This is a genomic window from Romboutsia sp. Marseille-P6047 (genome assembly GCF_900604535.1).
Taxonomy (GTDB): Bacteria; Bacillota; Clostridia; order Peptostreptococcales; family Peptostreptococcaceae; genus Romboutsia_E.
This window is the reverse complement of the sequence record NZ_UWOT01000002.1, coordinates 142,222-155,731: the sequence shown is the minus strand read 5'-3', so window position 1 is coordinate 155,731 and position 13,510 is coordinate 142,222. Positions and strand designations below refer to the sequence as shown.

At 29.1% G+C, this 13,510-nt stretch carries 12 protein-coding genes and 1 other annotated feature; all 12 genes read right to left on the bottom strand.

The window, feature by feature from the left end; translation table 11 throughout:
* Positions 1-23 precede the first annotated feature (23 nt).
* Complete coding sequence (locus EIH23_RS02640) at positions 24-596, bottom strand: accessory gene regulator ArgB-like protein (RefSeq protein WP_122638671.1); 573 nt, start codon at positions 594-596, stop codon at positions 24-26.
* A gap of 58 nt (positions 597-654) precedes the next feature.
* On the bottom strand, positions 655-795 hold the full coding sequence (locus EIH23_RS02635; protein ID WP_122638670.1) for a cyclic lactone autoinducer peptide: 141 nt from the start codon (positions 793-795) through the stop codon (positions 655-657).
* Between the two features lie 12 nt (positions 796-807).
* The gene (locus EIH23_RS02630) at positions 808-2,124 is read right to left on the bottom strand and encodes a sensor histidine kinase (RefSeq protein WP_122638669.1); all 1,317 of its coding nucleotides are present in this window, start codon (positions 2,122-2,124) and stop codon (positions 808-810) included.
* Between the two features lie 276 nt (positions 2,125-2,400).
* Positions 2,401-2,976: a helix-turn-helix transcriptional regulator gene (locus tag EIH23_RS02625; protein WP_243113304.1), complete on the bottom strand. Its 576-nt coding sequence runs from the start codon at positions 2,974-2,976 to the stop codon at positions 2,401-2,403.
* 35 nt (positions 2,977-3,011) lie between these two features.
* Positions 3,012-4,196 (bottom strand): M20 metallopeptidase family protein, encoded by a 1,185-nt coding sequence (locus EIH23_RS02620; protein ID WP_122638668.1) that lies wholly within the window; start codon positions 4,194-4,196, stop codon positions 3,012-3,014.
* A 201-nt stretch (positions 4,197-4,397) separates the two neighbouring features.
* Positions 4,398-5,534 carry a M20 family metallopeptidase gene (locus EIH23_RS02615; RefSeq protein ID WP_122638667.1) on the bottom strand — a complete coding sequence of 379 codons (1,137 nt, stop codon included), beginning with the start codon at positions 5,532-5,534 and terminating at the stop codon, positions 4,398-4,400.
* A gap of 22 nt (positions 5,535-5,556) precedes the next feature.
* The gene (locus EIH23_RS02610; RefSeq protein WP_122638666.1) at positions 5,557-6,987 is read right to left on the bottom strand and encodes a YfcC family protein; all 1,431 of its coding nucleotides are present in this window, start codon (positions 6,985-6,987) and stop codon (positions 5,557-5,559) included.
* Between the two features lie 189 nt (positions 6,988-7,176).
* Positions 7,177-7,384: a binding site (T-box leader), on the bottom strand.
* A gap of 151 nt (positions 7,385-7,535) precedes the next feature.
* Positions 7,536-8,870, bottom strand: a complete 1,335-nt coding sequence (fucP, locus tag EIH23_RS02605) for an L-fucose:H+ symporter permease (protein WP_122638665.1) — start codon at positions 8,868-8,870, stop codon at positions 7,536-7,538.
* A 44-nt stretch (positions 8,871-8,914) separates the two neighbouring features.
* Positions 8,915-9,619 (bottom strand): class II aldolase/adducin family protein, encoded by a 705-nt coding sequence (locus EIH23_RS02600; protein ID WP_122638664.1) that lies wholly within the window; start codon positions 9,617-9,619, stop codon positions 8,915-8,917.
* Between the two features lie 20 nt (positions 9,620-9,639).
* Positions 9,640-10,080: an RbsD/FucU family protein gene (locus EIH23_RS02595; protein WP_122638663.1), complete on the bottom strand. Its 441-nt coding sequence runs from the start codon at positions 10,078-10,080 to the stop codon at positions 9,640-9,642.
* Positions 10,074-11,576 carry a rhamnulokinase gene (locus EIH23_RS02590; protein WP_122638662.1) on the bottom strand — a complete coding sequence of 501 codons (1,503 nt, stop codon included), beginning with the start codon at positions 11,574-11,576 and terminating at the stop codon, positions 10,074-10,076. The genes EIH23_RS02595 and EIH23_RS02590 overlap by 7 nt, the downstream gene beginning before the upstream one ends.
* 20 nt (positions 11,577-11,596) lie before the next feature.
* A complete protein-coding gene (locus EIH23_RS02585) occupies positions 11,597-13,390 on the bottom strand; it encodes an L-fucose isomerase (RefSeq protein WP_122638661.1) in 1,794 nt (597 codons plus the stop codon).
* Positions 13,391-13,510: the final 120 nt, after the last annotated feature.

The following is a 13,510-nucleotide window of genomic DNA, read 5'->3' as shown; positions in this document are numbered from 1 at the left end:
TGTTAATATCTTTTTTTTAATATTTATTTTGTATAAATTCCTAATAGTAATAATATACAAGTCCAAATTATAGCAAGTAAAGAATATATAATATATTCTTTAAAAATATTAAATAAAATACTAGCTATAAATATAATACTTATAAGTCCAACTATTTTCATAACAACTCTTTTATACTTTTCTTTTTCTTCCTTGCTAAGTGGTTTATTTCTATGCTCTTGAGGAGCAATCTTATAAATTATATACATACTAAAAATCATAAATAATATTAATAAATACTTATATTTATTAATATTTATGTTATTAGCCATAAAAATAGTTATGGTATAAATAACAACAAATGTCAACGTACACTCTGTATAATTTCTAGCATGATACCCACCAGTAAATTGTCTTATACTGCAATAACAAGTTAAAAAGATAATTGTATGTATAAATCTATCAAAAATAGCACCTATAAATAATGCTACTGATATATTTACTATAAAATAAATCAATGTTTCAAAACCATACCTATATATTTCAAAATCTTCGTCCTCTATTATATCATTTTTACTAAGCATATCAGCAAACTTATATGATAAACTTTTAAACATATTTCCTCCTCATTCATAAAGCCTCTCCTTATAATTAAGGAGAGGCTTATCTCTTATATTATTTCTTTAGTTTATTTAAAGCTTGAGGTTCTTTTGCTTGATGTGCTATCCATGAACTTGCACTATTTGCTGATAATACAGCTATCCCTAAACTTAATGCTGACATATTTTTTAATAACTTTAATGCTATTTTTTTCATTAGTCTACTCTCCTATCCACCTATTGGTATCATTATTTTTAATATAAATTCATTATCTGAGTAATTAACAACTACTTCACCATCATATTTATCAACTATATATTCAATACTAGCAAGACCTATCCCATGTATCTTTTCATCATCTTTACTAGTTTTTATACGTTCATCAATAATTCTAATATCATTCACTTTAGAATTTATAAATTTTATTATTGAAAAACCATTAATATATGTGGCTTTTACCTCTATCCTTTTTTCTATTTCATTATCTATATTAACACATGCTTCTATTGCATTATCTATTGCATTTGCAAATATAGCACATATATCAATATCTTTAATAAAACCTAACTTAGATATATTTATATTATCTTCAAACTTAATATTATGTTTTTTACAAAGATGTATTTTTTCGCCTAAAATTATATCTAATGTTTTATTTCCTGTATTTTTAACTTTCTCAAAATCACCTATTTGATTTTCTAAATTATTTATGTAAGATATTATTTCTTCTTTTGTGTCATACCCCTTCATACAGATCATATGATTTTTTAAATCATGATAAACAAATTTTAATCTATCATATATATCATATATATTTTCATAGTTTTTGTGATTTGTTTTTATTCTTTCATTTATAAGCTCATACTCTAATTTAACTTTATCATCTTCTATAATTTTTCTTATTACTATTAAAAGTACTATACTTGATAATACTATAAGTGCTGTTGTAAATACTAACATAATAATATGTTCCGTACTAATTCCATCACTTTTTAAGTTATACCCAAAAATTAACAATAAGCTAACTATATTTGATAATAATGGCAAGCTTATTAGTATCATATCTTTTGGTTTAAAGTCTAATGATAATTTAAAATACTTAAAGATTATAAGAGTTATAGATAAAAATATTTTTGATACTATAATAGCTTCTATCCTAAATAAATTACCATTTAAAATTATGTTAATATTATTTAGTTCATTCATCATTACTACTATACTTACAGCTAACCCTTCAGCAAGAATTAACCCTAACCAAAATAATAGTGTAACTAATACACATTTATATATTTTATCTTTATAAAATAAAGAATAGAATATACCTCCTACTATCATACATATGATAATCTTTGTATTTGGATTAATACCAGATACATTGATAGATCCCATAAGTATAAATATGAACATAATTCCAAGTATATATTTTATATTAGATAATTTTCTCTTTCCAAATGAGTCAATTGATAAAAAGAAAATAATCCAGTCTACAGTCCCTGTGGCTATATTAATAATATCCCATAATTCTATATTTAATTTTTCTAACATACTATATCTCCTAATATATTAATTAGCACTAATTCTAATATTTAATTAGATGCTAATTATTATTATATATTCTACCATTTTTAGACTATTTTGTAAACTTTGACATTAATCGTCATTTTAATAAGTTTTACTGTCACGCAAATATATTAAGTTTAATTTTTTCAAAATAAAAAGTACTCATAGATAATATATGAGTACTTTTTATTTAAATAAATTTTATTTTATCTTTATTTTCATTGTAACTAATTATATTACCATCATAAATTTTATTACATATTATAACATTAGATATTTTGTTAATATTAATAACAATATATTCTTATAACAATATAAACATAATCCATCCTTCCTTAATATATAAGAAATTGGATATACTTCAAATTTTTCATCATTTATTTCTAATTCTATAAAAGATTTATTATCTAGTGCTATATCTATATCTTTACATATTTCAGTTTTAGTATCAAACTTATCTTCAAATAAATCTATTATAAATCTATCTTTAATATTATCTAAAATTTTAGTACACTTACTTTTATCTACAGACTTAAACTTATCTATTAAAAAAGATTCGCTTATGTTTTTGCTGATACTTTCACCTATATAAAGTGCAAATATTAAAGATTCATAATCACTATATTTTAATACATGCTTTGCTATTATATAGTTTTTATCAATCTCTACACCTCCATTTACACCTCTATATGTTATTATAGGTATTCCTATTATAGATAATTTGTCTAAATCTCTTCTTATAGTTTTTGTAGATACATTAAAAACCTTAGATAGTTCCTTAATTGTAACTTTAGAACTACTTCTTAATAAATAAAATACAATGTCTAGTAGTCTCATTAATATTACCTTCGAAGTTATTATTTATAGTATAATTATTTATGATTTTTTAACCACATTATTGCACTGTATGCATGTATAGCAGCACCTGTTGGTAAAACATCTTCATTAAACACTACTTTAGTATTATGCATTGGTTTACCGAACTCTGGATTCTCATTAGCAGCTCCAGCTCCTAATATTATATATAAACTTGGAACTTCATATGAGTAAGAAGCGAAGTCTTCAGAACCCATTCCTCCACCTTCAAACATGTAGATCCCTCTTTCACCTACGATGTCTTTTAAGTATCCAGTAACTTCATTTGCTAAATCATTATCATTAGCTAATGGTGGAACAGAAGATAATTCTATTAATTCAGCTTCTCCTCTGAACATTTTAGCAGTTGTAGTAACTATTTCATTCATTCTGTTAAATATGAATTCTCCTACTTCTTTATCTAAAGTTCTTATTGTTCCCTCCATAACAACTTCACCAGGTATTATATTTGGTGCATCTCCACCTGCAAATTTACCTATTGTTACAACTACTGGTTGAGTAGCAACTATTTCTCTACTTGTTATTCCTTGTATAGCTAAGTATATATGAGCTGCTATGTTTATTGGATCTACTCCAGTTTCTGGCATAGCCCCATGACATCCAGTTCCTTTTACAACTATTCTAAATCTGTTACATCCACCTATACTTGTTCCTAGTCCACATACTACTAAGTTTGATGGTGTTCCAGAGTTAACATGCATCGCCATTGCAGCATCTACTTTAGGATTTGAAAGTACTCCAGCTTCTATCATTTTTTTAGCTCCAGTGAACCCTTCTTCATCAGGTTGGAATACTAACTTAACTGTTCCTTCTATTTCATCTTGGTTTTGCTTAAGTAATTTAGCAGCTCCAAGTAACATTGCAGTATGCATATCATGTCCACAAGAGTGCATGCATCCATTTGTAGCAGCAAAATCACATGATGTAGATTCTTCCATTGGAAGAGCATCCATATCGGCTCTTAATAAGAAAGTCTTTCCTGGCTTAGGACCTTCAATAGTAGCTACTATACCACTTTCACATATTTCTTTAGGTTCATATCCAAATTCTCTTAACTTATCCATTACATAAGCTTTTGTTTTAGGTAATACTGCTCCTACTTCAGGATTACTATGAATTGTTCTTCTATAATCTATTAAATCGTCTTTTATTTCTTTAGCTTGTTCTATGAATTTATTCATAATTTCACCTCATATGTTTTTGATTTAGTTTATTTTTAGCATATCTAAATATATTAATTCAGTTAAGTATGTAATTAAATTAATATACTATATAATTTTACACTTCATAAATTTATACGTATAAATTATATATTAGATAATAATAAAAAAAGTGGACATATACAGTCCACTTTTTTTATTTTTTTCATTTTATTTAGTTTTTTAACTATTTTTATCTAAATCAATATTATTAGTTAATACATCATATCCTGTATAGGCAAGAGCTAATGCTCCAATTAATAATCTTTCATGAGCTAGTTTGGTTGTTGTTGCATCTGCCATTTCTACACTGTGGCTTGTTATGCAACAGTCAGTTATTCCAATATATGGATGTATAGTAGGAGTCTTATGACTTACATTTCCAATATCACTTGATCCACTTTGTCTTGACTCATAAATATCCGTAATTCCTAAGTTTTTTAAATTTTCAGTAAAGGCTTCTGATAAATTTTCATTTGTAACTAAGTTATCATTAGGTAATTCATATCTACTCATTTCAAGAGTTGCACCTGTCATAAGAGCAGCTCCTTTTGCAATTTTTTTAACTTTTTCTAATAATTCATCTAAAGTTTCTTTCTTATCTGCTCTAAAATAAAACTGCGCTGTTGCTTCATCTGGAACTATATTTGCAGCTACTCCACCATTAGTTATTATTCCGTGCATTCTAACATCTGGAGTAACATGTTGACGTAGGGCATCTATACCATTAAATAATTGTATTACACTATTTAATGCATTTATTCCATCTTGTGGACATGATGCTGCATGAGCTGTTTTTCCTTTATAAGTAAACTGTAGTGGGTAAAGTGCCATAGATGTACCACTTTTAGCAGTTATATCTGCTGGATGAACCATCATAGCTACATCTAATTCATCAAATACGCCTTCCTCTGCAAGTATAACTTTTGCTCCATTAGTTTCTTCTGCTGGAGTTCCATATACTATAATACGTCCTCCTACTTCATCTATTACTTTGCTTAAAATTACTCCTGCTCCTGTTGACATAGTTCCTATCATATTATGACCACATCCATGACCTATTAAAGGAAGAGCATCATATTCACATAAATACCCTATAGTTGGACCTTCTTTTTTACTATCATAAATTGCTCTAAAAGCAGTCTCTATACCCAGTAACTCTTTTTCTATTTCAAAATTATGCTCTTTTAAAAAGTTAGTTAATACTTCAACAGCTTTATATTCCTTATTCCCAAGCTCTGGATTTTCGTAAATATAATCACTTATTTCACATAACTTTTCATGTACTTCTTGTCCTTTTTCTAATAATATATTCTTCATTTTATATCCCTCCAAAATATTTTTAAGCCCATCCTATTAATGATGCTATTGTTATAAACCCTATTGAACATATAAATAATATAATTTGTAATGGTATTATCCATTTTAACCATTTACCATAAGGAACCCCTGCTATACCTAAGCATGCTATTAGTACTCCTGATGTAGGAAACATTGCATTAGAGAATCCATCCCCTAATTGATATATTAAAACTGTTAATTGACGAGATATTCCTACTAAATCTCCTAATGGTGCAAGTATTGGCATTGTTAAAGCTGCTTGCCCCGAACCAGAGTTTATAAAGAAGTTTATAAACATTTGTATAGGATACATTACATATGCAGCAAGTAAAGATGGTAAGTTTCCTATTATATTAGATAAATTGTATAAAATAGTATCTATTATATTTGCATTTTCTGCTATTATCATTATTCCTCTAGCAAATCCTATCATAATTGCTGGGCCTATCATTCCCTTTGCACCTTCAATAAATGCATTTGCCATTTGATCTAGAGATAATTTTCCAAGAACTCCACTTATAAATCCTACAGCTAAAAATACTGCTCCTATTTCTGATATCCAAAAACCTTTATCTAATACTCCCCATACTATTACTCCTATAGCTATTGCAAAAGTTAATAATATAAATTTATGAGATAATGTAAAATCATCTTTTCTCTCTTCAAAACTTTGTAGGCTTTTACGCTTTACTTGATCACTTTCATAAACTGTACTTATTTCTGGATTTTTCTTAACTTTCACTGCATAAGCCATTATAAATGCAGTTCCTACAGCAGTTGTCATAAACCATATAATAGTACGAAATTCTATACCTGAATATAATTGAATACCTGCTATAGACTGTGCAATACCTACTGTAAATGGATTAAGCATTGCTGATGAAAATCCAAGTGTACAAGCTAAACTAGTTATTGCAACTGCAACTATACTATCATATCCTAATGCTAATGTTAGAGGTGCTAAAATTGATATAAATGCAACTGACTCTTCACTCATTCCAAATGTAGCTCCTCCTAATGAAAATGAAAATATGATAATTGGTAATAATAAAATCTCTTTACCCTTAAATAAATTAACTATTCTGACTATTCCAAAGTCAATAGCTCTAGTTTCAGCTATTAAATTAAATGCGCCTCCTATAATAAATAAAAATGCTATAATTTCTGCTCCATCTATAATCCCTTGTATAGGTGCTTGTAAAATTTTAAATAAATTTTGTGGCTGACTTTCAATATATTTAAATGATCCATCTACTACTATATATTTTCCAGCTTCATTTATTACTGTTTCATATTTTCCACCTGGTATAAAATAAGTTGCTATAGATACGATCATAATAATTGATGCAATAATTACTAATGTATGTGGTACTTTTATACCTTTTTTATCTATTTTGCTATTCTTTTGTTGTTTTATTTTTGATAGTTCCATACTCTTTCTCCATTTCAGTTATAATTTCATATGATAGTTGGCCAAACTTATCATAAAAAAAGCCTCTTAGCAATTATGCTAAGAGGCGAGTTTCCGCGGTACCACTCTTATTGGTAAGTTTATATAAATATCAATATAAGAATAATAACATAGAAATATTTTAATAAAAAAAGCCCCTTGGAATAAAATCCAAGAGGCGAACTATCTCCGCGTTACCACTCTTATTGGTAAAAAACTTACCCACTCAATCTCTTAAGGCGAGAACACCTACTGCCATACTCAATTTTCCTGCAGTCTTCTCCAAAGCTCTTTTCACATAACCCTCAATGCATAGCTTCCACCATCCTATGCTCTCTATAAAATTAAATTATGCTACTCTCTTTTTCATAGAATTTTGTTATCGTTTTTTTCAATTATACTATTATATTTATTTTTATGTCAATATTTTTTATTTAATTAATTTTAAATATTTTCTAAATATTATAATTAAGTATAATGTTATTCTTGATACTATAATAATTTCTATAGTAATTTTTATTTATATTTTTCTAAGCATTTTTCTTAGTTCTAAAACATATAGAGTATATTAATACTACTGCAAAACATACTACTGGAATTAAAAATGATGAACGAACTGCTGCTTGAGCTCCTGAGTATGCTGGTACTATTGATGATAACATTCCTGTATCTATCATTTTTCCCATTATAGGAGTTATAACTGCACCTCCTAATATTGCCATTATAAGACCTGCTGCTCCAACCTTAACTTCTTCTCCTAAGTCCTTAAGTGCTATACCATAAATTGTTGGGAACATTAATGACATACAAGCTGAAATTGCTACTAAACACCATACAGATTGATTTATTGGTAAGTATATAGTTCCTAAGCTACATAATATACCTCCGACTGCAAATACTGCCATCATTATCGCTGGATCTATATATTTCATTAAAGCTGTACATATCCAACGACAAACTATGAATGATATTATAGCTATTAAGTAATATCCTGATGCTGTAGCTTCATCTAATCCAAGATTAGTCATTACATATCCTATAGTCCAAGTCCATACAGCTATTTGAACTCCAACATAGAAAAATTGTGCTATTACTCCAAATATATATCTAGGTATTTTTACTAATTTACCAATTGAACTTACTATATTAAGATCCCCTGATGTATCCTTTTCTGAATCTTTATGCTTTTTGAAAAATGCCCATATTATTATTGCTATTGCAACTAATCCTACATATGGTACACATACCCATAGTAATTCATTAGCTCTAATAGAGCTTAATGCTTCTGGACTCATAGCTATACGTTCTTCATAAGTTGCAGGATTTAAATTACTTAAAATAAAATATTTAGCCATTATAATACCTGTTAATGATCCTAATGGGTTAAATGCTTGAGCTAGATTAAGACGACGTACACTAGTTTCTTCTGGTCCTAGAGATATTACATAAGGATTGCAAGTTGTTTCTAATATAGATAACCCTCCTGCTAAAACAAATACTGAACCTAAAAATAAATTAAAGTTTTGAGATATTGCTGCTGGTATATATCCCATAGCCCCTACTATATATAAGCCTAATCCTACTAATACTCCAGTTCTATATGAATATTTTTTTATAAGTATTGCTGCTGGAAGTGCTAATACTGCATACGAACCATAAAATGCAACTTGAGTTAATGATGCATCTGCAGCCTCTAGCATAAATATTCTACCAAATGCAGGTACCAAGTTATCTGTCATATTATTTAATAATCCCCATAGTATAAAACATGATACAAGCATTATAAAATGTACTGTATATTTTTTTGGAACAATTGGTGTTGAATCTTGTTTATTTCCTACAGAACTTTTTAACTTACCTTCCATTTTAGTTCCCCCCTAATATATTCTCTTTGCATACTTAACCTTAATTATTTTCTATTTCTATAACGCTTAAATCCTGGATGTCTTCCTGTTACTCCGTATCCTTTTCTCATTCCAATTAATCTATTTATGTTCTTTTCTGATATTTCTTTTTCTCCTCCTAATAAATGTGCTGTTAAGCTTATTTTTGCATATAATTCTAATGTTTCCATTCTATAATATGCTGTTATTAAATCAGAACCTACTGTAAGTGCTCCATGATTTTCAAGTAATAATACATCATGTTCTTGTAAATATGGCGCTATTGCATCTGGAACTTCATAAGTAGATGGTGTTCCATATGGAGTTACTGGTATTGATCCTATTGCTATTACTGTCTCTATCATAGTATATCTATCCATATCTAAGTGAGCTACTGCATATCCTGTTGCTGTTGGTGGATGTGCATGAACTACTGCCCCTACATCTTCTCTTTCTTTATAACATCTTAAATGCATCTTTATTTCTGATGATGGTTTTGCACCTTCTGGCCCATCTAGTATTTCACCATTTTCATCTATATGAACTAATTTTTCTGGAGTTATAAAACTTTTACTTATTCCTGTTGGAGTTGCTAAAAAAGTTCCATCTTCTAGTTTTACACTTACATTACCATCATTAGCTGCAACCCATCCTAATTGCCACATTTTATGGCATACATCGCATATTTGTTCTCTTATTTCCATATATGATAAAGTTTTTACACATTCCATTTAATTTGCCCCCTTAAATTTTAGTCTACTACTACACCTTTTTGTAATATTATATTTGCATATAAAGCTTTTTCACCTGTTGCAATTATTGCATACGCTTTTTTAGCTTCATCATAAAATTTAAATCTTTCTATAGTTCCTACTGTATCTTCTCCACGACTATCATGTTTTTTAATTATATCTTTATATTCATTCCATATAGGAGTTTCTACATTATCACCTTTCATAACTTCCATTAAATTAACTGGCTTTTCTACATAAGTATCTAGTGGAAAAACTGTTAATATTGCATCTAGCAACTCTGGTACTCCATGACCATCACATCGAATTACTATACAGTCCTTTCCCATGCTTTCAGCTGGAAAATTCCCATCAGATATTACTATTTGATCACTATGTCCCATTTCACATAAAACCTTTAGTAGTTCTGGGGATAAAATTTGAGGTATATTTTTTAACATTTTACTGCCTCCTTAGTTTCAATTATTTCTTTAAAAGTATCATACTTTTCATTCCATACTTTTGTATTAGTAGGATAATAGTTGATTATATCTTGTGAATTTTTAATTATTTGGCGTGCTTCTTTTAAGTCTTTAATTTCATTTCTTGCCATCAATTGAATTGCTATATTTCCAAGTACTGTAGCTTCTATAGGACCTGCTGATACATTAATATCACAAGCATTTGCAGTCATTTGACATAAAAGTTTACTTTGTATACCTCCACCAAGCATATAAAGAGTTTTATAATTTTTATTTGTACAGTCTTTGATTTCTTCTAGTGCATAACGATACTTAAGTGCCAAACTTTCATTAATACATCTAACTATCTCACCTTCATTTTGTGGTACTTCTTGATTTGTTTTCATACAATATTCTTTGATTCTATTTGGAATATTTCCAGCTGGAACAAATACTGGATCATCTGGATCTATAAAACATTTAAATGGTTTTGTTTTTTTCGCTAACTCTTCTAACTCACTAAAGCTATATTCTTTTCCTTCTCTTTCCCATTGTCTTTTACTTTCTTGAATTAACCAAAGACCTATAATATTTTTTAAAAATGATGCTTTATTTTCATATCCGCCTTCATTAGTTATATTATAATGTTCTGATTTTTCATTTATTATAGGTTCATCAATCTCCGTTCCTAAAAGAGACCATGTTCCACAACTTAAAAATACAAAATCATCTTCCATTGCTGGCGCTGATACTAATGCACTTTGAGTATCATGTCCTGCTACAGCAACAACATCACACATATCTATACCTAATTCTTCACTTATATCCTCAGATATTTTTCCTATTATAGTTCCACTTGGTACTATTTCTGTAAATATTTTTTTAGGTAGTTCCAATGAATCAATTACTTTATTAGACCAATTTCTATTTTTAGCATCAAATAATTGAGTTGTAGATGCTATAGAGTTTTCAGTAACCTTCTTACCTGTTAATAAATAATTAAATAAGTCAGGCATTAGTAGCATCACATCTGCTCTTTCTAGCAGATGTGATCTTTTTTCTTTTAATGATAGTAATTGAAATGCCGTATTTATCTCCATAAATTGATTACCGGTTATATCATAAAACTCTTCTTTTGATATTTTTTTAAAACTTTCCTCAACCATTCCTGCTGTTCTACCATCTCTATAGTGAACAGGATTTTCAAGTATATTTCCATATTCATCAAGTAGTGCGAAATCAACACCCCATGTATCAATTCCTATACTTTGAATTTTTCCAAATGACTTTGCTTTTATTAGGCTTTGCTTAATTTCAAAGAACAATCTAAGTACATCCCAATACATAGTTCCATTAACAATAACTGGATCATTAGAAAATCTATGTATTTCTTTAATACTTATTTTTGTTCCATCATATACACCAAGCATACATCTTCCACTAGATGCTCCAAAGTCAAATGCTAAGACTTGAGTTTTTAAATTTTCAATTTTCATGATATCACCTTCTACACATATTACTTATACATTGGTCCATAAGTACTACAAGCTCTGTAGTCTTGACCTTCTTTATCCATACCAAATGCATTCCATGCAGCTGGTCTAAATATTTTTTCTTCATCTACGTTATGCATACTTACAGGTATTCTTAATATAGAGCATAAAGTTATTATATCCGCTCCTATATGTCCATAACTTATTGCTCCATGGTTAGCTCCCCAGTTGTTCATTACATCATAAGCTGATTTAAATGCACCTTTTCCAGTAAGTCTTGGAGCAAACCAAGTACAAGGCCAAGTATAATCAGTTCTCTTCCATAATTTATCAGATACATCATCTGGAAGTTTTACAGTATATCCTTCTACTAATTGAACAACAGGTCCAAGTCCTTTAACTAAGTTTAAACGCATCATTGTTACTGGCATTTCAGCTTCTGTTAAAAATCTTGAAGAATATCCACCACCTCTAAAGTATCCATTATCTGCTGCATTCCATGTAGTTGACTTTAATATAGCTTCTTGATCTTCTTCTGTTATATCGTACCAAGCTTTCATTACACCATTTCCATTTTCATCTTTTGCTTGGCCACAAGCATCTAAGCAAGATGCTCCTGAATTTATTAAATGTATAAACCCATCAGCTTCCTTAGCTACACCTTCTAGTTCATATCCTGTTGCTTTTTTAACTGCTTCTGGACTCCAATAAGTACGAACATCTGAGAATATTTGTGGAGTATTAGTAAGTAGTTTTCCAAATAGCATACTTATTCCGTTTAATACATCATTTTCAGTTGCTAATATATATGGTTCCCTTTTTCCATTCCAGTCAAATGAAGTATTAAGAAGTGCTTCTGGGAAGTCACAGTTTGGATAGAAATCAGTCCATTGTCTTTGACCTTGGAATCCTGCAGCTATTGCATTGTGACCTAATTTTTCTTCTTCACACCCCTCTGGTAAGTTTTCATTTCCATTCATTAAGTCTTTTATTATGCACATCATTTTAACAACAAATTCCCAATCTGCATCTTTTTGTTCACGAGTTTTTTGAACATGCTCTGGATTTTTATCAAATCCTTCTATACACTTCTCTTTAGTCCATTTTAATGCTCTTTCATATTCATCCTTATCATATATTTCTTCAGTCATTCTTCTTATTACTTCAGTTTCATCAACTGATTCAACTCTCATTCCTAAGTATTCTTCTATAAAAGCAGAATCTATTATAGATCCACCTATTCCCATACATATAGAACCTATTTGTAAATAAGATTTTCCTCTCATAGAAGCTGCTGCTACTGATGCTCTACCAAATCTTAATAATTTTTCTTTAACATCTTCTGGAATTTCTGTTGCATCTGCATCTTGAACATCATGACCATATATACCGAATGCTGGAAGACCTTTTTGTGCATGAGTTGCTAAAACTGATGCTAAATAAACAGCTCCTGGTCTTTCAGTTCCATTGAATCCCCATACTCCCTTTATAGTTGTAGGATCCATATCCATTGTTTCTGATCCATAGCACCAACATGGTGTTACTGTAAGAGTTATATCTACGCCTTCTTTTCTAAATTTTTCTTGGCATGCTGCTGATTCTGGAACTCTACCTATTGTAGTGTCTGCTATAACAACTTTAACTGGTTCACCATTAGAGTATTTTAAGTTTTCTTCAAATAATTTAGCAGCTGATTTAGCCATATTCATTGTTTGTTCTTCAAGAGAACCTCTTACATCTAAAACTCCTTTTCTTGCATCAATTGTTGGTCTTATCCCTATTACTGGGTATCCTCCTACTAATCTACTTTTTGCCATTTTTTTATCCCCCTTATATTTTTATAATATATTTTATAATTTTCTTTTTTTAGTTTAAAAAGTAAGACTTTTTCTTTTTTTCTTACCTTTTATACTTTAATTATACGCATCCCAAGAAAC

Coding starts and splice junctions, on each gene's coding strand:
- EIH23_RS02640 (WP_122638671.1), bottom strand. CDS start 596: ATGTTTAAAAGTTTATCATATAAGTTTGCTGATATGCTTAGTAAAAAT.
- EIH23_RS02635 (WP_122638670.1), bottom strand. CDS start 795: ATGAAAAAAATAGCATTAAAGTTATTAAAAAATATGTCAGCATTAAGT.
- EIH23_RS02630 (WP_122638669.1), bottom strand. CDS start 2,124: ATGTTAGAAAAATTAAATATAGAATTATGGGATATTATTAATATAGCC.
- EIH23_RS02625 (WP_243113304.1), bottom strand. CDS start 2,976: ATGAGACTACTAGACATTGTATTTTATTTATTAAGAAGTAGTTCTAAA.
- EIH23_RS02620 (WP_122638668.1), bottom strand. CDS start 4,196: ATGAATAAATTCATAGAACAAGCTAAAGAAATAAAAGACGATTTAATA.
- EIH23_RS02615 (WP_122638667.1), bottom strand. CDS start 5,534: ATGAAGAATATATTATTAGAAAAAGGACAAGAAGTACATGAAAAGTTA.
- EIH23_RS02610 (WP_122638666.1), bottom strand. CDS start 6,987: ATGGAACTATCAAAAATAAAACAACAAAAGAATAGCAAAATAGATAAA.
- fucP (WP_122638665.1), bottom strand. CDS start 8,870: ATGGAAGGTAAGTTAAAAAGTTCTGTAGGAAATAAACAAGATTCAACA.
- EIH23_RS02600 (WP_122638664.1), bottom strand. CDS start 9,619: ATGGAATGTGTAAAAACTTTATCATATATGGAAATAAGAGAACAAATA.
- EIH23_RS02595 (WP_122638663.1), bottom strand. CDS start 10,080: ATGTTAAAAAATATACCTCAAATTTTATCCCCAGAACTACTAAAGGTT.
- EIH23_RS02590 (WP_122638662.1), bottom strand. CDS start 11,576: ATGAAAATTGAAAATTTAAAAACTCAAGTCTTAGCATTTGACTTTGGA.
- EIH23_RS02585 (WP_122638661.1), bottom strand. CDS start 13,390: ATGGCAAAAAGTAGATTAGTAGGAGGATACCCAGTAATAGGGATAAGA.